14 protein-coding genes are annotated in these 18,437 nt (G+C 63.3%); 9 read left to right on the top strand and 5 right to left on the bottom strand.

What is annotated here, in order from left to right; all coding sequences use genetic code 11:
- Positions 1–19: 19 nt before the first annotated feature.
- Positions 20–1,837: a hypothetical protein gene (locus NAP1_RS10340; RefSeq protein ID WP_007165236.1), complete on the bottom strand. Its 1,818-nt coding sequence runs from the start codon at positions 1,835–1,837 to the stop codon at positions 20–22.
- 163 nt (positions 1,838–2,000) lie between these two features.
- Between NAP1_RS10340 and NAP1_RS10335 the strand changes: the two genes are divergently transcribed.
- From NAP1_RS10335 to NAP1_RS10320, 4 genes are all read left to right on the top strand, one after another.
- On the top strand, positions 2,001–2,567 hold the full coding sequence (locus NAP1_RS10335) for a phosphoribosyltransferase (RefSeq protein WP_007165235.1): 567 nt from the start codon (positions 2,001–2,003) through the stop codon (positions 2,565–2,567).
- A complete protein-coding gene (locus NAP1_RS10330) occupies positions 2,567–3,598 on the top strand; it encodes an adenosine deaminase (protein ID WP_007165234.1) in 1,032 nt (343 codons plus the stop codon). The genes NAP1_RS10335 and NAP1_RS10330 overlap by 1 nt, the downstream gene beginning before the upstream one ends.
- 127 nt (positions 3,599–3,725) lie before the next feature.
- Positions 3,726–4,859: an AraC family transcriptional regulator gene (locus tag NAP1_RS10325; RefSeq protein ID WP_007165233.1), complete on the top strand. Its 1,134-nt coding sequence runs from the start codon at positions 3,726–3,728 to the stop codon at positions 4,857–4,859.
- 77 nt (positions 4,860–4,936) lie between these two features.
- Entirely contained in the window at positions 4,937–6,463 is a 1,527-nt protein-coding gene (locus tag NAP1_RS10320; protein ID WP_040464405.1) for a S41 family peptidase, read from the top strand.
- Between the two features lie 2 nt (positions 6,464–6,465).
- Here the strand turns inward: NAP1_RS10320 and NAP1_RS10315 are convergent, their stop codons facing one another.
- Positions 6,466–8,910: a YbcC family protein gene (locus NAP1_RS10315; RefSeq protein ID WP_007165231.1), complete on the bottom strand. Its 2,445-nt coding sequence runs from the start codon at positions 8,908–8,910 to the stop codon at positions 6,466–6,468.
- A 25-nt stretch (positions 8,911–8,935) separates the two neighbouring features.
- Positions 8,936–10,495 carry a proton-conducting transporter membrane subunit gene (locus NAP1_RS10310; RefSeq protein WP_007165230.1) on the bottom strand — a complete coding sequence of 520 codons (1,560 nt, stop codon included), beginning with the start codon at positions 10,493–10,495 and terminating at the stop codon, positions 8,936–8,938.
- A gap of 113 nt (positions 10,496–10,608) precedes the next feature.
- Here NAP1_RS10310 and NAP1_RS10305 point away from each other — a divergent pair, with 113 nt between their 5' ends.
- The 5 genes from NAP1_RS10305 (at position 10,609) to NAP1_RS16485 (ending at position 16,540) form a co-directional block, all read left to right on the top strand.
- Entirely contained in the window at positions 10,609–11,472 is an 864-nt protein-coding gene (locus NAP1_RS10305; protein ID WP_007165229.1) for a LysR family transcriptional regulator, read from the top strand.
- Positions 11,473–11,530: 58 nt separating this feature from the next.
- On the top strand, positions 11,531–13,438 hold the full coding sequence (locus NAP1_RS10300) for a cation:proton antiporter (RefSeq protein ID WP_007165228.1): 1,908 nt from the start codon (positions 11,531–11,533) through the stop codon (positions 13,436–13,438).
- A 24-nt stretch (positions 13,439–13,462) separates the two neighbouring features.
- Positions 13,463–14,389, top strand: a complete 927-nt coding sequence (locus NAP1_RS10295) for an NAD(P)H-binding protein (protein ID WP_007165227.1) — start codon at positions 13,463–13,465, stop codon at positions 14,387–14,389.
- A 199-nt stretch (positions 14,390–14,588) separates the two neighbouring features.
- Positions 14,589–16,322, top strand: a complete 1,734-nt coding sequence (locus NAP1_RS10290) for a solute:sodium symporter family transporter (protein ID WP_007165226.1) — start codon at positions 14,589–14,591, stop codon at positions 16,320–16,322.
- Positions 16,323–16,402: 80 nt separating this feature from the next.
- A complete protein-coding gene (locus NAP1_RS16485; protein WP_156777248.1) occupies positions 16,403–16,540 on the top strand; it encodes a hypothetical protein in 138 nt (45 codons plus the stop codon).
- A 21-nt stretch (positions 16,541–16,561) separates the two neighbouring features.
- On the opposite strand, the gene NAP1_RS10285 is transcribed toward NAP1_RS16485, so the two are convergent.
- Positions 16,562–17,485, bottom strand: coding sequence for a TauD/TfdA family dioxygenase (locus NAP1_RS10285; RefSeq protein WP_007165225.1), 924 nt, complete (start codon positions 17,483–17,485; stop codon positions 16,562–16,564).
- Complete coding sequence (locus NAP1_RS10280) at positions 17,478–18,434, bottom strand: aldo/keto reductase (protein WP_040464403.1); 957 nt, start codon at positions 18,432–18,434, stop codon at positions 17,478–17,480. Before NAP1_RS10280 ends, NAP1_RS10285 begins: the two co-directional genes overlap by 8 nt.
- Between the last annotated feature and the right edge of the window lie 3 nt (positions 18,435–18,437).

Below are 18,437 nucleotides of genomic sequence, written 5' to 3'. Positions count from 1 at the left end.
CGCCTCGCCTTGCCCCGCCTCAGCTTTCGGCGTTGAGGTGCTTGAGCAGCGGTGCTTGAACGGTGCGGTGCTCGACCAGTTTCGAGAGGCGCAGCACCGGTGCATCGACATCGTCGCCCCCCATCGCGATCAGCGTCGCGATGGCGGCGTTGGCGATGATCTTCGAACGCATCGCGTCCTCGCCGGTCCAAAGATAAGTCGCTGCGCTCAGTGCGGTGAGTTCCAGCGCCTCGATCGCGCGCGCCCGGTTGGGCATCAGCGCCACCAGCCACAACGCTCCGCGCACGAATTCCTCGTTCTCGACGCTCAGCCGCATGAAGCTGGAAAGCGACTTGTAGGCGGTGCGGCCGTCGGCATGCTTGTAGCTTGGCTTGGGCATGTGAAGCACGCCGGTCGTCGCGGTCTTGTTCTTGTAGCTGTGATCGTCGGTCAGCACGAGATTGGTGCTCAGCGCGTAGTTGATCCCGTCCCTGCTGCCGCTGGCGACGCAGATCGCGATGGCCTTGCCAAGCGCTGCGACCTCGTCAGCGTGGCCTTGTGGCCAGTCGCCATGCGCTTCTTCGAGCAGGTCGATCGTGTAGGCAAAGCGGTCGCCATTGATGACCGAGGTGTAGTTCGCGCGGCCAAGCGCGGGCGAATGGAACAGCGCAAGCCAATCGTGCAGCTTCTCCTCCACCGTTTCGAGGCCGAGCGGCTTGCACAGCTCAAGCGCTTCCTTGAGCCAGGTTTTCGTCGCCTTGGTTGCGCGGCGCTGGGTGATAAGATGCTCGACCAAAGCGGTCCAGGCGGGGTTCTCAAGGTCGGCCAGCACATCGAGGCCGGGAATCTGGCCCATGCTCCAGTCATATCGCGAATGCGCAACCGCGCCCGCGATTGCGCCGGGGAGCGTGCGGTAGGCTTCCGTATCGGCCCAGCCATTGCGTCGGCCATTGTTGGCCTTGAGCTCTGCGACCGGTTGGGCGGAACTTTTCCAGTCGGTATAGCTCGGGCGCACGTCGCCGCAGGCGGGCCATTGCTCGTTGAAGGCCGCTTCGGTGCTCGCCCAATTGGCGCGTTTCGAGCCCTTGGTGGCGAGACGGATATCGTTCAGATTGGTCGCGACCTCAGCCAGCAGGTCGGCCCAGAACTGCGCGTTCGGACGGTCCTTGTCGGGGATCGCAAACTCGTTTTCCGCGCCCTCACAGCGCTCCATCAGGAACTCGGTCGCGCTCACCTCGACACCGGCGAGCTTCTCTAGCTTCTCGGCGCGCAGGATCATCTTCTTGGTGTCGGACTTGCGATAGGTCGAGCGCGCTTGCCGGATCTCGCTCGCCATCTCGGCGAGCGCCTCGCAATCGCCTGAGGACAGGTAAGCGCCCTGCTTGATCGCGCTGTTGATCAGTTTGAGCAGCTTGGAGACCTGCGTCTCGTAATAGTAGCGCTGGCGATAATCCTTGTTGCGGAGCAGGATCGTGAGCAGCGCGGCAAGATGCTCCTTGCGGACCTCGACTTCCTTGTTCCAGAGGCTTGAAAGGCCATGCTGCGCGATCAGCTGCGCTTCTGACGCGTCGCGCTGATATTCGCCGTAATGGCCTTGGCCCATGACGATATCGGCGAGCAGATCGCCGCGTTCTTCCGGGGTGAGGAGCTCAAGCGCCTGGTTGCAGCCGGATGCGGGATAGGATGGGTTGGTGACCAGCTCGCGCGCGTCGGCATAGAAGCGATCGAATGGCGAGCCACCACCACCGCCGCGCGATGGGCGATTGCCGAAAATCCGGCCGGACTTGGGCTTCTCCGGTTGAAGCGGGGCGAGACCCTTGCGACCAAAGGTCTTGCGACCGAACCCCATGAAACCCATTACAACCCCCTTCAAACCATCCATTCCAGTTCGAACCTCGCTGTAATTTGGTAGTGTTTACAAACGCTAAACCATGAAAGCCGGCGGTCTTGCCGCAGCATTGGACCGGCTCTCGAAATATCGCTAGCTCTTGGACCGTACTCGAACCGGACGGAGCCACACGTTGCACGAAAAACAGTATCTGGACGCGAACGAACTTCTCGAATTGTCGTTTGCACTCGCGAACCAGATCATCGCTTCGGGCTTCGTGCCAAGCCATATCGTCGGCATCTGGCGCGGCGGCGCGCCGATCGGGATCGCGGTGCAGGAATTGCTCGAAGCGCGCGGGTTCGAATGCGACCACATCGCGATCCGCACCTCGTCCTACACCGGCATCGGTGAGCAATCGCGCCACGTCAAAGTCTATGCGCTCGGCTACCTGATCGACACGCTCAATGCCGAGGATTCGCTCCTCATCGTCGACGACGTGTTCGACACCGGCCGCTCGGTCGAGGCATTCATCGAGGAGCTGGGCAAACGCTGCCGCCGCAACACGCCCGAGACGATCAAGATCGCGACCGTCTTTTACAAGCCGTCGAAAAACCAGACCGCCCTGACGCCCGATTACTATATGCGCGAGACCGAGGACTGGCTGATCTTCCCGCATGAGCTTAACGGGCTTTCGGACGAGGAAATCCGCGCAAACAAACCGTGCGCGAACGAGATACTCAAACTGAAAGGACAAGCCTGATGGACCGGGCCGCAACCAAGACCCGCGAGGCATTCATCGCCGCGGTGCCCAAGGCCGAACTGCATCTACATATCGAAGGCTCGCTTGAGCCGGAAATGATGTTCGAACTGGCGAAGCGCAACGGCGTCGATCTGCCTTATGCCAGCGTCGAGGAAGTGCGCGCCGCTTATCAGTTTTCGAACCTGCAGGAGTTTCTCGACCTCTATTACCTCGGCATGCAGGCACTGGTGGAGGAGCAGGATTTCTACGACCTCACCATCGCTTATCTCGAGCGTGTCCATCGCGACAATGTGCGCCATGTCGAGATCTTCTTCGACCCGCAGGGCCATACCGAGCGCGGCATTGCGTTCGAGACGGTCATCACCGGCATCCTTCGCGCACTCGACGAAGGCAAGGCACGGCTTGGCATCAGCTACAAGCTCATCATGTGCTTCCTGCGCCATTTGTCGGAGGAAGAGGCCTTTGCCACCTTGGAAGAGGCGATGCCGTGGCTTGAGCGGATCGAGGGTGTTGGGCTGGATTCGTCCGAAGTAGGCCATCCGCCGGAGAAATTCGCACGCGTCTTCGCCAAGTGCCGCGAGCTTGGTCTCAAGCTAGTCGCACATGCGGGCGAAGAAGGGCCGCCCGAATATGTCTGGCAGGCACTGGACGTGCTTGAAGTCGACCGGATCGACCATGGCAACCGCGCGCTGGAAGATACGGCATTGGTCGAGAGGATCGTGCGCGAAGGCCACACGCTGACCGTTTGCCCGCTCTCAAACCTCAAGCTCTGCGTAATCGACGACATCGCCAAGAGCCCGGTTCGCACCATGCTCGAAAGCCGGGTGAAAGCGACGGTAAACTCGGACGACCCGTCCTATTTCGGCGGCTACATCAACGACAATTACCGTGCGGTCGCCGAAGCTCTCGACCTTTCGATCGAGGACATCACGACGCTGGCGGCAAACTCGTTCGAGGGTTCGTTTCTGGAGGAATCGGAAAAGGCCGCGTTCGTCGAGCAGGTCCACCGCGCCGCGGCTGAGGCCGGCTGAAAGGCACACGTCTCAATTCTTAAATCCTTTGCGAGCTTGAGCGCGCTTCGCATGATTTGAGACGACCAGCGGCGTGAGGGATGTAGGGGGCGAGGGGCATGAACATTCCTGAACAGACAGCCGCCTGATGGAAGGCGCAGATCAACTGACCCTCAACTGGCGCAGCGTTGCGCTCGCCTGCGTGCTGGCGAGCATTCTCGTTGCGCAGTTTTACATCCTGTCACGCGGAATCGAACGGCGCGCCTCCGCCTGGTTCACCGCTTTCGCCGTCGCGATTGCGATCACGACGATCCCGATGATCATTGGCTTTGCGGGTGCTTATGACATCTGGCCGGGGCTCACCTTCCTGCCGACTGACCTCACCTTGCTGTTCGGTCCGTTGCTCCTGTTCCATGCGCGCCAGCTGCTCGATGGCGCTGCGCCGCGAGGGCAATATTGGCTGCTCGCACCCGGCGCGATCTATTGGCTTTACCAACTCTGGGCCTTCACCATGCTCGGCGATTACCGCGCCAAGTGGGCGTTCAACGATGCGGTGCATGAGCCTTTCGTCGTGCCGCTCGTGATGGTCACGGCAATCGCTCTTAGCGCATGGTCGCTGTGGGAGATCTTGCGTATGCGGCGCGGCTACAAGGCGTGGCTGGATGCGAACCGCTCGGACGGGGACGATTTCGAGCCGACATGGATAGGGCATTTCATCGTTCTCGGCGTGGTGGCTGCGGCGATCTGGGCCTTGGAAACCGCGCTCTACCTGTCGCTGGGCCTCTCCTATGTCGATGCATTCTGGTGGGACCTCGCCGTGCTCGCCGCGATTATGCTGCTCTCCCTTGAAGCGCTTACCCGGCTAACTCAGCCCTATCCCAAGATGCTCGCGCCCGATGCGGTTTCTATCGAGCAATTGGTGGAGAGCGCTAATACCGAAAGGGAACGTGACTGGCAGGCGGAGGGCGAGCGGCTGCGCGATCAGGTGATCGCCAATGGGTGGCACCTTGAATCCTCGCTCTCGCTGCAGACGCTTTCGCGGCGCTTCGGCATGAACCAGGCCTATGTCTCGCGCGCGCTCAATCAGGGGCTGGGGACGAGCTTCAGTCACTTCGTCAACGCGCTCAGGGTCGAGCATGCGCGCTCAATGATCCTTCGCGAAGAGGTCAACCTGCTCGATGTGGCGCTGTCCTCCGGCTTTGGGTCGAAGGCGAGCTTCAACCGCGCGTTCAAGGCGCATGCCGGGGTGACGCCGTCCGAATACAAGCGTCTCAATTCGTAAAAAGCTCAAGCAATGTGGTCTCTTGCAGCGCATCGCCTGCCAGCATGGCTAGGTGAAGGGGCGAAGGAGACTTGAATATGAAAACCCTCGCTTACCTGCCCCTGACTGCCCCCCTGACTGCCCCCCTGACTGTGATGGCCTCGCTCACTTTTGCGAGCCCGCTCGCCGCCAATGATGATCCTGCAAAGGAGTGGCTTACCACCGAGCAGATCGCGGCCGACCTCGCCATTGCCGAGGATGCCTATTCGCGTATCCATCCCGGCTACACCCGCTATGCGAGCGAAGCGGAGATGCGCGCACAGTGGCAGACGATCCTGGACGAAGCGCGCGGAAGTGGCGGCATGACTTCGGGCGATTTCTACCTCTCCGTGACGCTCGCGCTCACCAACATCCGCTGCGACCACACCAAGGCCGAATTGCCCGATGCCATGCGAGAGGGCCGCGCAGGACAGCCGCTCTACATGCCGTTTCGCTGGGAGCTCGTCGAAGCGCGCGGGGTGATCGAGATCGCTGGCGAGGGCACGGGCCTCGCGCGCGGCGATGAAATCCTCTCGATCGACGGCCGCGCTCTCGCCGATGTGGTCGATCAGGTCGCCAAGTACATTCCGGTCGATGGCTTCACCGAATGGGCCCGGCGCGGAGAGATCGCAGCGAGCACCGAGGTGATGGGCGGCGGGGTCGACCATTTCGGCGCGCTTCTATGGGACGTGCCCGCGACCGCGACGCTCGAAGTGCGCCGGGTGGATGGCACGCTTGAAACGGTCGAGGCACCGCGCATTGACTACGCCCAATGGCTCGCGATTGGCCGCGAGGCTGGGCGGGCGCGAAACTTCAAGGACGCGGTGCGGTTCGAGCGGGTGGGCGAAAACGCCGCGATCCTCTCGGTCGACACCTTCGTCAATTACCGCACGCCGGTCGACCCGCAGGAGCTTTACCAACCGCTGTTCAACGCGCTGCGCGATGAGGGGCGCGACACGCTGATCCTGGACCTGAGGCGCAATGGCGGGGGTTCGACCGATGCCTCGATCGGGCTCGTCGCGAACCTCGTGCCCGACGAGCGGCGCTTCATGCGTGAGTTTCGCGTGGCTACCATCGACCACTCGCCGTGGGAGGGGATGATCGGGACGTGGGACCAGACGGCGCTCAACCCCGACCCACGCGGCTTCATCGCGAATGCCGACGGCAGCTACACTTTGCGTGACGGGATCATGGAGGACACCGGGACGGTCAGCCCGACCGACATAGCGTTCGACGGCAAGCTCATCATCCTCACCAGCAGCAACAATTCTTCTGGAAGCACCAACATTCTGGCGCACCTCGCAGACCGCCCCAACACCGTGACGGTAGGCGAGAAAACGGGCGGCAGTGCGGAAGGACCGACGGCGGGCGTGATCTTCTTCCTGACCCTGCCAGAAAGCGACATGCGGTTGCGCATCCCGATGTTCCGCCAGTGGAACAACACCGCCAGTTTTGAGGAGGGCATGGGCGTCACCCCGCAGGTGAATGTCGCCATGACCTTCGATGCCTATCTCGAAGGCCGCGATCCGGCGCTTGAGAAGGCAATCGAGCTTGCAGGCTCAAGCCAGCGCACCGCGATGCGCTGATCTCAGGCGGAGGCGAATTCCGGCTGGTCGCTGCCTTGCGACTTGGCCGGGTTCTCCGCCACCCACTTGAGGTCGCCGACATAGCGCTGTGCGAGCTCGCCATCCTCGCCAATGGCGAACAGGTGAAGCCAGCGATTGTCGAACAGCGCGCGCACTTGCGGATGCGCTTTAAGGATGTCGTTCATGGCGCTGGTCGGCGCTTCGATGCAGACCGAGAGGCGCAGCGGTTCGTGGACGAGCTTCTCGCCGTCATGGACCGACTGCCACGCAAGACCGGCGCGCATGTTGCCGCCATTGCCTTCGAACACGCCGATGCCGCCGACGACATTGTGCAGGAGCTTGTTGCCCGCACCGAATGCCTGCGGAGCGACGGTCGAGCCGTAATATTGCAGGCTGATCCAGCTCGCGACCACGACCGGTGCGGTCATGATGAGTTCGAGCACCGAATAGCCGTTTTCCTTGTCATGGCGCCAATCGTAGTCGTGCAGGAAGGCGCGACCATCCAGCGCCTTGCCGCTGGTGCGATGGCGCGGGGCAGCGATGAAGGCCTTGCACCCGGCGAGCGCCCATTCCGGGCGAACCTCTGACCAGTCGCGTGCGCGCCGGGCAATGTCGCGCTGGCTTGAAGCGCCGGGGAGGCGGCGGCTGCGCTCGGTGCGCGAGAGCTCGCCCGCCATTGCCAGCCAGGTGCGCGCCTGCCGGATCGCTTCATCGGGCGCTGCGCCACCAAGGTCGCCGTCATAGATCGTGACTTCGTCCTTGGTCGTATCATGCAGGGCGGCAACGAAAATCGTATCTGCGGGCACTTCGATCCCGCGCTGCGCGAGGCCATCGCGCACAGCTCCGGTATTGAGCAGGCCAGCGAGCAATCGCGCATTGACCTCGCCCGAATAGCCGCCGCACGCCCCGCAATGAAGCGCGCTTGCATGCGGGTTGTTGGTGACGCTGGCACCGTGTCCCGCGATCAGCACGAGCGGCGCGAAATTGCCTGTCAGCGACATCGCCTTGAGGATCGTCTCGGCCGCATCGACCTGCTCGCTCAGCTCCATGCGCGTCGTCAGGCGCGGTGCGGGTTCGGGTGATTTGCCAGAAGTCTGAAGCCCGAACGTGTCGCGCAGCAGCTTTGCAGCGTAGAGCGGACCCGTCGCCTCGACGAAGGCGAAGGACGAAACCGCGGCCAGCTTGAAACGGCCCCATGCGCGTTTGGCGCGGGCGGTGAAGCGGGTGGAGCGGTCGCGGGTTTTGTCGCCCTCGCTGCCTGAGACGGACTGAACCGACGGGTTGAGCAGCACCGGCAGGCGGCGCTCGGCGACGTCGGAGGCAAAGCTGCGGTGCTCTGCGGCAAGCCCGAAGAAGCCGGCAAAACCCAATGTCTGGATCGCCGGATCGACGCTTTCGAGCGCGCGGCGGAAGACTTCGGAACGAACGTCGATGCAGAACGCAGCTTGCATGGCGGGGCGCTCCGTTGTGGGCGTGCGGCCTTCGCTTGCGAGCACTGCGCCAAGGTCGCGCTGGGCAGCACGCTCGGCGGCTTCCTGAAGGATCTCATCGACAATGTCGGCCCGGTCGGCGCGCGTGTCGCGGGCGTGGGCAGCGCGGGTCTCACGCCATTCGTCAGCGACCATACCGGCATATTGCAGGTAGAGCGTCTCTTCCCAGAGCAGACGGATCGCGAGCAGGTCCGAGATCACCTCGTCCGTCTTGCCTGCAAGTTCGGCCTGCCACAGCTTGTATCGCGCATATTGCGACCAGCCGCCCAGCGAGAACAGCAGCTGGTGGAAATAGGTCGCCATCTCCTCGTCCCTGAGGCCCAATGTCTCGACCGCGCGCGCGATCAGAACTTTGGGGTTCTGCGGCGCTTCGGCGACGATCCGGCCAAAGCCCGAAAGCCCCATGATCTCAGGCGTCAGATCATGTGTCGCATAGGTGCGCCACGCCGCCCAGGCCGAGCGGCCCGGAATGGCGGGCCAAAGCGCCTGGCCTTCATCGAAATAGCTCGACAGCCACGACCCGGTGCGATCCGCGCACACGCCCGCCCAGTCGGTGCCGCTCGCATCGGAAGCAAGGTCTGCGATGGTGGGGAGGGCTGTGGGCTTGTTGCTCTCGGTCTGCACTTCGAACTTGAGCGCTTCCATTGACGACGGCTTTGGCGAGTGCGGCGAAGCGGCGAGCGCGGCGGCGAGGTCGTCGCTGGTGATCTCACCCTCGGCGATCCTCTCTCGATACCAGGAACGCGGCATGGTGACCGGCACGCCGCCCACGCGGCGAAGGCGCGCGGCGGTCGCGGCGAGCGTCTCTTCGGTCTGGCCGAGGAACGGATTGACCGCGACGGTCGCCGACAGCGGCCATGCTGGCGGGATCTGGCGAACGGCATGCTCGATCGCGCCTTCGATGGCGACCGCGATCGCTGTGACTTCGAACTGGGTGGTTGGGAACTGGGTGTTCATGGTTATTATCCTTGTTCGAAGTCGCTCAGCGGGCCTTGCGGGTCGACCAGTTGCCGACGAGGCGGTCGAAGACGGCGTTGGCGTAAAGCCCGTTGGAAAGGTGGACGCGAAGGCCCGATGCCGCTGGGTGCAGCGCCCAGAGCGGGAACAGCGCCTGTGCAACCGCGACCACGCCGAAACTTGCCACTGCCAGCACGATCAGCGCCCATTCGAGCGGGCCGGGGGCGGGCGTTGCAGGGAGAGTGCCTTGCGTCAGCCATTCCGACACGCGTTGCAGCGTGAAATATCCCAGCGACGCGGCGAGCGAATAGATCACCGTCTTGCGGGTCAGCTCGCGCGGTGCCTTGTCGGCAAGACCCTGCGCGAACAGGTAAGCGACGCCGAAGACGAGGATCGCTCCCAGCGCGATGGCCTGCGGCGACTTGTCGCTGAGGCCGAACAGCGCGCCGATCGCGGCATAGATGCCGAGCGCCAGCGCGAAAGCGGTCATCACGTTGCGCATGCTGGGAACGGCGATGGGGCCGGGCTTGCGGATCGCGGCGACATTCTCGACCGCGCTTCCCGAGGAAAGGAAGGCGTGCGCCTTGTAGTAGGAGTGCGCGACGATGTGCAGCAGGGCGAGCGGGAATAGCGCGAGGCCGCATTGCATGATCATGAAGCCCATCTGCGCGATGGTCGACCATGCGAGCGAGTTCTTGACCGCCGGCTGGCCGAGCATCGCCAGACTGCCCAGCAAAGCGCTGAACCCGCCGATGACTACAAGGACCGCAAGCACATTGGGCGCAAGCAGCATGACGTCAGCAAAACGGATCAGCAGCACGCCTCCGCCATTGACGACGCCTGCGTGTAGCAGCGCGGAGACGGGAGTGGGCGTGTCGACCACTTCGGTCAGCCAGCCATGCGTGGGGAACTGCACCGATTTGAGGATCGCCGCGAGCGCCAGCAGGCTGGCCGCGACGAGCGTTGCCGTGGTCGCGCTGCCCGCGCGTGCTTCAGCGAGGATGGTGGCGATGTCGGTGGTGGCGTAGCCCTGCCAAAGCGCGAAGGCGGCTCCGATCAGCGCCGCGTCGCCAAGGCGAGCGACTATGAAGCGCTTGCGCGCGCCGCGCACCGCCTGAATGCGGTCGGGATAGAAAAGGAGCAGGCGCTGGAGCGTAAGGCTGATCGCGATGAAGGCGACCACCAGCTGGACGAGATTGCCCGCCAGCACGAACAGCAGAACCGCACAGAGCGTTGCTGCCATCCAGCCGATGAAAACACCCTGCCGCTCTTCCCCGTCGAGATAGTTCGCCGAATAGCGCAGAAGCACCCAGCCGATCGAACAGATCATGGCGAGCATCGTGACACTCACCGCATCAAGCCGCGCCGAAATGCCAAACCCTCCCGAACCGATAATCGCCGAGGTTGATGGGCCTGCCACAACGAGCTGAACGATCGAGGCAAGCGAGATCGCGATGGTGCCGAGCGCCGCGATCTCTGCGATGCGCAGGAGCGCTTTCGGACGGCGGCTTGGGCTCGCCCATGCGATCAGCGCGACAATCGCGAAAATGAGCGGCGCAGCCAGAGGAAGGAAGGGGTGGATCATTCGAGAGGCTCCGGGGGGTTAGGGCGAGCGAGAATTGCGACGAACTAGCGGGAACCCGGATTTAAGAAAAATACATTGTTTGTTACGAAACGTTCTGATTTAAAGAACGATAGATGAGCGACTTCAACTTCCACCACCTGCGCTATTTCCAGACCGTCGCGGTCATGGGGAACCTCACGCGCGCGGCGCAGAGCCTCAATGTCTCGCAAAGCGCGGTCTCGACGCAGATCAAGCTGCTGGAGGAACGCCTCGGTCAGCAATTGTTTGAGCGGCGCGGGCGATCCCTGCAATTGACCGAGGCAGGGCACATCGCACTCGACTATGCCAATTCGATCTTTGCGAGCGGCGATGAACTGGTGGCGACTTTGCAAGCCGCGGGGCGGCAGCGCCGTGCGCTTAGGGTCGGATCGCTCGCCACGCTCTCGCGCAATTTCCAGCTGGGCTTTCTTCGCCCGATCCTTGGCCGCAGCGATGTCGAGGTGATCCTGCGCTCGGGCAGTGCGGGCGAACTCTTCAACGCGCTCGCCGATCTGCAGCTCGATATCGTACTCACCAACCAGCCGCCCGACACGGACGCGCTCAGTCACTTTGTCGTCACCCGCATTGATGAGCAGCCGGTAGGCCTGATTGCGGTGCCGGAGTTGGTCGAGGAAGACCTCTCCATCGAAGAGCGACTGTCCAAAGCCCCCCTCATCCTGCCCACACCCGGAACCGCGCTTCGCATGGGGTTCGATTCCATGGCCGACCGTCTCGGTATCCGTCCCCAGATCGCTGCCGAAGTCGACGACATGGCCATGATGCGCCTGCTCGCGCGCGAGGGGGTCGGGATAGCGGTGATCCCGCCCATCGTCGTGCGCGATGAGCTTGCAAACGACATCCTTGTCGAATGTGCCGAGCTCCCCGGCTTCATGGAAAGCTTCTACGGCGTCACGGTCGAGCGCAAGTTCCCCAACCCGCTGCTCGAAGTTCTTCTTTAGGTCGGCCTTCCTCTAATCGCTTGAGCGAAGCCGCGTCATGCCATAGCGCTTGGCCTCGATGACCGATTTCCTCGTCCTTGCCACCATCCTGCTCGGCGTCGGCGTCATTGCCGTTCCGATCGCGACCCGGCTGGGGCTGGGTTCGGTGCTCGGCTACCTGATTGCAGGCATGGCGATCAGCCCGGTGCTCGGCGCGCTGGGAGTGGACGTCATCCAGCTTCAGCATTTCGCCGAATTCGGCGTGGTCATGATGCTGTTCCTGATCGGGCTTGAGCTTGAACCGCGCAAATTGTGGGAGATGCGCAGCCGCCTGATCGGCCTTGGCGGGGGACAGGTTCTGGTGACCACGCTGTTGATCGCCTCGACCGCGATCTTCATCGTCGGCGATCCGTGGCAGACGGGGCTTGCGATCGGCATGATCCTGGCGCTGTCTTCGACCGCGATCATCCTGCAGACGCTCGACGAGAAAGGTCTGATGAAGTCCGAAGGCGGCCAGTCGGCGTTCTCGGTCCTGCTGTTTCAGGACATCGCCGTTATCCCGATGCTGGCGATCCTGCCCCTGCTGGCGCTGCCCGATTTGGGCGGAGCAGAGCTGGCTGCCGATGTCGCCCATGCGGGCGGTGGCCATGCCGGTGAAGCGGGCGACCACGGTGGCGGCGCGGGTAGCTTGATGGACGGTATGCCCGCGTGGCAATCGGGCCTGATCACGCTTGGAGCCATCGCCTTCGTCGCGCTGGCGGGCAATTACCTGACGCGGCCCGTCTTCCGCTTCATCGCCTCTGCTGGCCTGCGCGAACTGTTCACCGCAACCGCGCTGCTCTTCGTGACCGGCATTGCGCTGTTGATGACCGTCGTGGGCCTTTCGCCTGCGCTCGGGACGTTCCTTGCCGGGGTTGTGCTGGCGAACAGCGAATACCGCCACGAGCTTGAAAGCGATATCGACCCGTTCAAGGGATTGCTGCTCGGCCTGTTCTTCATCACCGTGGGCGCAGGTATCAACTTCAGCCTGCTCGCGACCCAGTGGGGCGAAGTGCTGATGTGGACGGCGGTGCTGGTCGTGACCAAGCTCGCGGTGCTCTGGGTGCTCGGTGGCATCTTCAAGATCAGTGGCACGGCGCGCTGGCTGTTTGCTCTCTCGCTCGCGCAGGCGGGCGAGTTCGGGTTCGTCCTTTTGAGCTTTGCGGTCGGCAATTCGGTCATCCCTCAGGACACCGCAGACCTGCTCCTCTTGGTCGTCGCCATGTCGATGCTGATCACGCCGCTGCTTTTCATCCTTTACGACAAGGTGATCCTGCCGCGCTTCGACCGCGAGCGCGAGTTCGACGCGATCGAGGAGAGCCGCGACATCATCGTCGCAGGGCGCGGGCGCGTTGGCGGGATCGTCGACCGGATGCTGGAAACCGCCGGCTATCGTACCACCGTGATCGACTATTCCTCAAGCCAGATCGAACGGCTCGGCCGCTTCGGAATGCGCGTCTATTACGGGGATGCGACGCGGCCCGATCTGCTTGCCTCTGCGGGTATCGACAGCGCCAAGCTGCTCGTCGTTGCCATCGACGACAAGGAGGCGACCAACCGCCTCGTCTCCTACGTCCACAAGGCCTATCCCCACGTCCACATCATCGCGCGCGCTTATGACCGCAACCACGTCTTCGAACTCTGGTCGCTGGGCTGCCGGGACATTATCCGCGAAACCTATGACAGCTCGCTACGGATGGGCCGCTCTGCATACGAAGCACTCGGTCTGACGCGCGAAAAGGCGGAGGATCTGGTCCGCGTTTTCGAGGATATGGACCGCGAGATGATGGTCCCGATGGCCAATGTCTGGGACGCCGACACGCCTCCGTGGGAAAACGAGGAGATGATCGCGCTGGTCAAGAAGCTGCGCAGCGAGTGGGACCCGCTGCTGCGCGACCAGATGGACCAGATCATGGGCCGCGACGACCTGGACGAAGCTGCCGAATGAGCCCTGCCAAATGAAGGGCGCCAGATGAGGGTGGCGGTCGCCGGGGCGAGCGGGACGATTGGCCTCGCTGTGGTGCGTGAATGCATGGCGCGCGGGTATGCGGTTACGGCTCTGGTGCGCACCGAGGCGGCGGAAAAACTGCCTGAGCTTGAGGGTGCAGAGACCCGCGTGGTCGACCTGTCCGATCCTGCGGCGGTGGTGCTCGCCTTGGGCGAAGCCAAGCCTGCGAGCGTCATCTCCTGCATCGCCTCGCGCAGCGGATCGCCCAAGGATGCAAAGGCGGTCGATCTCGACGCCAATCTCAACCTGCTAGCGGCGGCTGGTGCCTGCGACGCTGAGCATTTCATCCTGCTCTCCGCCATCTGCGTGCAGCGCCCGCGTCTTGCTTTCCAACGCGCCAAGCTCGCCTTTGAGGCTGCGCTGGCCAAGGCCGATATCGCGCACACAATCATCCGCCCGACTGCGTTTTTCAAGTCGTTGTCCGGGCAGGTCGCGCGGGTGCGTGATGGCAAGCCGTTCCTGTTGTTCGGCGACGGAAAGCTCACTCGCTGCAAGCCGATTTCGGACGCCGATCTTGCGCGCTTCATCGTCGACAGCGTCGGCAATGCGGAGCGCTACGGCAAGGTGCTGCCCATCGGCGGTCCCGGCCCGGCGATCTCGCTGCGCGAACAGGGAGAGATGCTGTTCGAACTCGCGGGCAAGCCACCTCGCTTCCGCTCGATCTCGCCGCGCCTGTTCATGGCCGCGTCGCGGGTGCTATCGCTCGGTGCGCCGTTCTCGAAATGGTTCGCTGAGAAGGCCGAGTACGCCCGGATCGCCCATTACTACGCGACCCAGAGCATGCTGGTCCTCGACGAGGAAACGGGTGAGTACGATGCGGATGCCACGCCCGAATACGGTGAGGACACCTTGCGCGATCATTACCGCGCCATGCTGGCCACAGGTTCGTGAGTGCCCGCGTTTTCCTACTCGCACGCGGCTTGGTAAGCACCGGCGCGATGAAGACCTGTGCTCACCTCAAAACTGGAAAGTCACACCTCCTACAGGCGTTTTCGCGGCAACGCGCTGAAATCGCTATTATTTCGGGGGTGTGGCATTTTTCCAGAAGCGGCCTTTTGTGTAACATCCACCCCGCAAATCAGGTCGCAGCATGAGCGGAGCGAACATCGCCTTCACGCTCGCCAGTTGCATCGCCTTCATGGGGCTGGTCGGCTGGATCAGTTGGCTGAAAACGCGCGGCACGGCAGAGACGAAAGACGGCTACTTCCTCGCCGGTCGCGGGCTGGGCGCGACCTTCATCGCGGGCTCGTTGCTGCTCACCAATCTCTCGGCAGAACAGCTGATCGGGCTCAACGGTTCGGCTTATGGCTACAATATGTCGAGCATGGGCTGGGAGGTGACGGCAGCGGTCGCGACCATCGCGATGGCGCTCATCTTCCTGCCCAAGTACCTCGCAGGTGCCTTCACCACCTTGCCCCAGTTCCTAGGTGACCGCTTTGACCCGATGGTGAGGCGCATGTCGGTGGTGCTGTTCATGCTCGGCTATGGCCTCGTGACGATCCCCAGCGTGCTCTATTCAGGCAGCCTTGCGGTGATTGCCTTCTTTGACGTTCCCGCACTGACGGGCCTTGGCGACTTCGAGGCGCTGGTGGTCACGGTCATCGCCATCGGAGGCATCGGGGCGGTCTACGCAATCTTCGGCGGGCTTCGCGCGGTGGCGGTGTCGGATACGCTCAACGGCGTGGGATTGCTCATCATCGGGATCGCGGTGCCGGTCTTCGGCCTGATTGCGCTCGGCAATGGCGACTTTGGCGCAGGGCTGGCGACGCTCGGCAGCGAGCATACCGAAAAGCTCAACGCCATCGGAGATGCCGACGCGCCGACGCCGTTCGGCACGCTCTTCACCGGCATGATCTTCGCCAACCTGTTCTACTGGTGCACCAACCAATACGTCATCCAGCGCACGCTCGGAGCGCAGTCGCTGGCCGAGGGGCAGAAGGGGGTGCTGCTATCGGGCTTCTTCAAGATCATGGTGCCGTTCCTGATGATGATCCCCGGCGTCATCGCCTTCCACATGTATGGCCCCGGCCTGGGCACGATCGACGAGGCATACCCGCGCCTCATCCGCGACGTGCTGCCATTGTGGATGTCGGGCTTCTTCCTCGCCGTGCTGCTGGGCGCGGTGTTCTCGTCCTTCAACTCGCTGCTCAACAGCGCGGCAACGCTGTTCAGCCTCGACGTCTATGGCCCTGCGAGGGAAAGCGTGAACGGCGCGCCGCCGAGCGATGCCGAACTGGTGCAGGTCGCCAAGATCGCGAGCGTGGTGATCGCGCTCTTCAGCTTCGTGGTCGCGCCGCTCCTGTGGTTCTCGCCAGAAGGGCTCTGGCAGATCATTCGCATCTTCACCGGCTTCTACAACATCCCGACCGTGGTGATCGTCATAGTTGGCCTCTTCACCGCCCGCGTACCTGCGCTGGGGGCCAAGATCGTGATCGTGTTCCATGTCATCGCGTACGGCCTGCTGCGGTTCGCGCTGGACGACGTGGTGACGATCCACTTCCTCCACCAATATGCGATCCTGTTCGTGATCGAGGTCGGCATCATGCTCTCCTGCGGCTGGCTCGCGCCTCGCAAGAACGCGTGGAAGTTCACCCGTAACGAGCAGGTCGACCTCACCCCATGGCCTCATGCAAAGCCGCTTGCGGTGACGCTGTTCAGCTGCGTGGTCGCGACCTACCTGCTGTTCTCACCGCTCGGAGCGGCCACGCCGGGAGGGCCGGGCTTAACCTTCGTGATGCTGCTGGGAGCGCTGATTGCGGGCAATCTCGCGTTATGGGCGTTAAGCTTACGACGGCCCGGTAGCAAAGCGGGACAGGGTGCCTGATCGGGCGTGCGGCCTGATTGCGGGCACGTGGGGTACAGGTAGACTGATGGCGGGGGCGAGACTCGGACTGGAGTTCGTCAATGACATCAACAGCAAAGCGGCTGCGCAAGCATCGCTACACAGCACCTGTGCTTGCCCGCTTCGGGACCGTGCGAAACCTGACGGGGGGAAGCTTTACCCGCGCAAGGGACGGGGCGATCCAGCGCTCGCGCTTCTAGCGCGGCGATCAGGCGACGCACTCAAGCAACAAGGCTTGCGAGCACCCGGCGCTTGCCCTCGAACGGGCGGCGTCCGTGCATGACGAGGAAGTTGTCGACCAGCGCGACGTCGCCCGCCTGCCACGCAAGGTCGTGTGTCAGCTCATCGGCAATGGCGATGGCCGGGGCCATGTCCTCGCTCGTGATCGGCGATCCATCGCCGAACGTGATCGTACGGTTCGGATCGTTGCGGCTGTCGGCCCAGCCCCGGAAGGCGGCGATCAGCTGGTTGAAGAACGTCCTGCGCCCATCGGCAAGCTCGCGCACCGCCTCGAGGCGCGGCGTGGTCGCGCGAAGGCTCCCGTCGTCGCGCCACTGCCAATCATAGCCAAGTTGCCTGAGCCGCGCTTCGGCTCCGTCGCGGTCAGCAACGCTCAACGTGCTGCGCCAGCTGCGTCCCTGACCGGAACCCGCATCGTCGTCGCCCGGCATGACATTGGTGTAGCGCACGCCCTCGGCCTCGACCCGCGCGACGAACGCCGGCGCGTCGCTGGCAAGCCGTTCGAGCACCCAGTCCGAGCGGCAAAGCGGCGTCGCGCCGCCTGCTTGCGGAGCGATCTCGCAGTAGAAGAAGAGCTTTGCCGGATAGAGCGGGGTCTGCGCCATCTCGTGATGGAGGAAGATCTCGGTCGTCGGCGGCGCTTCGTTGGCGGTGAAGACGCGCGGCGTCACATTGGTACGCACAGCGTTGGAGAGCGAGTCCTCGTAGGTGAAGCCCAGCTCGCCATAGCCCTCGACCACGGCATCGAAGGCCTGTGGATCGGGCACGTCGAAGCCGCGGAACAGCAACGCTCCCGCATCCGCAAGTGCTGCATCCACCGCGCCCTTGTTCGCCGAAATGAAGGCGGCCAAGTCGCCGCCGCCCGGAATAATGCCGGGAAACTCGCTGGTCTGGTTCTCAGTCATAGATCGGGTGAAACGTGTTGAAGGCGGCTTCTGTGAAGACGCCGGGGTCGTTGAAACGGCGATCCTGGTTGAGCGCGCTGATCGCGGCCATCTCGACGGACGAAAGCTCGAAGTCGAAGATGTCGAGATTCTCGCGCATCCGTTCGGGCTTGGAGGTCTTGGGTATCACCGCGGTGCCGCGCTGGACGCCCCAGCGCAGCAGCACTTGCGCGGGCGTCTTACCGTGAGCCTGGGCTGCCACCATCACCGGCGCTGCGCCAAGCAGGCTCTCGCCCTCATCCGCCATGCCGAGCTCGAAATAGCTCTGCGCGCCAAGCGGAGAGAAGGCGGTGACATCGATTCCGTAGCCCTTCGCGCAGCGGATGAGCTTCTCCTGCGTCAGATAGGGATGCGCCTCGATCTGGAGCATCGCGGGTTTGATGCGGGCATAGGTCATCAGGTCGTGCACCAGCGCGGAGTTGTAGTTGCAAACCCCGATCTGCTTCACGAGCCCCTTGTCAACGAGCGCTTCCATCGCGGCCCACGTCTCGTGGAGCGGAACCTTGGCAGGCATCATGACGGGTTCGGCAGCGTCAGGATCGTGGAGCCACTCAGGCGGGTAGCGGGTCTCGATCGGCACGTACTCAAGCGCGATCGGGAAGTGGATGAGGTAGAGGTCGAGCGTATCGAGCTTAAGGTCGGCAAGCGTCTTGCGACACGCTTCCTCGACATGCTCGGGCGCGTGGAAGGTGTTCCAGAGCTTCGACGTGATCCAGAGCTCGTCGCGGGCGACGAGACCGTCCGTCATCGCCTGGGCCAGACCTTGGCCTGTCTCGGCCTCGTTGGCGTAATCGGCGGCGCTGTCGAAGTGGCGGTAGCCTGCCTTTACGGCTTCGACGACGCTTGCTGCAGTGTCTTCGCGGGGGATCTTCCAGAGGCCGAAGCCAACCGGAGGCATGGATTGGGGCATGTC

It is taken from the genome of Erythrobacter sp. NAP1 (assembly GCF_000152865.1).
Classification (GTDB): domain Bacteria; phylum Pseudomonadota; class Alphaproteobacteria; order Sphingomonadales; family Sphingomonadaceae; genus Erythrobacter.
The sequence above is the reverse complement of the archived record's forward strand: the minus strand, read 5'-3'. Positions and strand labels throughout refer to the sequence as shown.